Source organism: Streptomyces humidus (genome assembly GCF_014649655.1).
Taxonomy (GTDB): domain Bacteria; phylum Actinomycetota; class Actinomycetes; order Streptomycetales; family Streptomycetaceae; genus Streptomyces; species Streptomyces humidus.
Genome location: NZ_BMTL01000139.1, coordinates 1 through 1,052 on the forward strand (window position 1 = coordinate 1; position 1,052 = coordinate 1,052).

Consider the following 1,052-nt stretch of genomic DNA (forward strand, 5'->3'; position numbering starts at 1 on the left):
CCGGCGGTGACGGTGGACACGGCGTGTTCGTCGGCTCTGGTGGCGTTGCATCTGGCGGTGGGGGCGGTGCGTGCGGGTGAGTGTGAGATGGCGTTGGCGGGTGGGGTGACGGTGATGTCGACGCCGGGGCTGTTCGTGGACTTCAGCCGGCAGCGGGGGCTTGCGGGGGACGGTCGGTGCAAGGCGTTCTCGGACGCTGCGGACGGGGCGGGGTTCTCCGAGGGTGCGGGTCTGGTGCTGGTGGAGCGGTTGTCGGCCGCGCGGGCGGCCGGGCGGGATGTGCTGGCGGTGGTGGCGGGTTCTGCGGTGAACCAGGACGGTGCGTCGAACGGGTTGACGGCGCCGAACGGTCCGTCGCAGCAGCGGGTGATCCGTGCTGCGTTGGCGGTGGGTGGTCTGGAGCCGGGTGATGTGGATGTGGTGGAGGCGCACGGTACGGGTACGGCGTTGGGTGATCCGATCGAGGCGCAGGCGTTGTTGGCCACTTATGGGCAGGGGCGTGAGCGGCCGCTTCTGCTGGGGTCGGTGAAGTCGAACATCGGTCATACGCAGGCGGCTGCGGGTGTGGCGGGTGTGATCAAGATGGTGCTGGCGATGCGGTACGGGGTGCTGCCGCGCACCTTGCACGCCGACGAGCCGTCCTCGCGGGTGGACTGGACGGCCGGCGCCGTCGAGCTGCTCACGCAGGAGCGGGAGTGGCCTGGTGGGGAGGGGCGGACGCGTCGTGCGGGTGTGTCGTCGTTCGGTCTGAGCGGGACGAATGCGCATGTGGTGCTGGAGGAGCCGCCGGTGGAGGCGGTGTCGGGGGCGGTGGGTGGTCCGGTGGGTGTGTCGGGTGGTGGTGTGGTGCCGTGGGTGGTGTCGGGGCGTACGGGTGGGGCGTTGCGGGCTCAGGCGGGTCGGTTGGCGGAGTGGGTGGCTGCTGAGGAGGGGTTGGGTGTGGTGGGGGTGGGCGGTGCGTTGGTGCGGTCGCGGTCGTTGTTCGAGCATCGGGCGGTGGTCTGGGGTTCGGAGCGGGCGGAGTTGCTGCGGGCGTTGGAGGCGGTCGCTTG

The 1,052-nt window shown here is 71.2% G+C and carries 1 protein-coding gene; it reads left to right on the forward strand.

What is annotated here, in order from left to right:
- Window positions 1–1,052: beta-ketoacyl synthase N-terminal-like domain-containing protein (locus IE239_RS41440; RefSeq protein WP_190154603.1), on the forward strand; the 1,052-nt coding region annotated here is incomplete at both ends.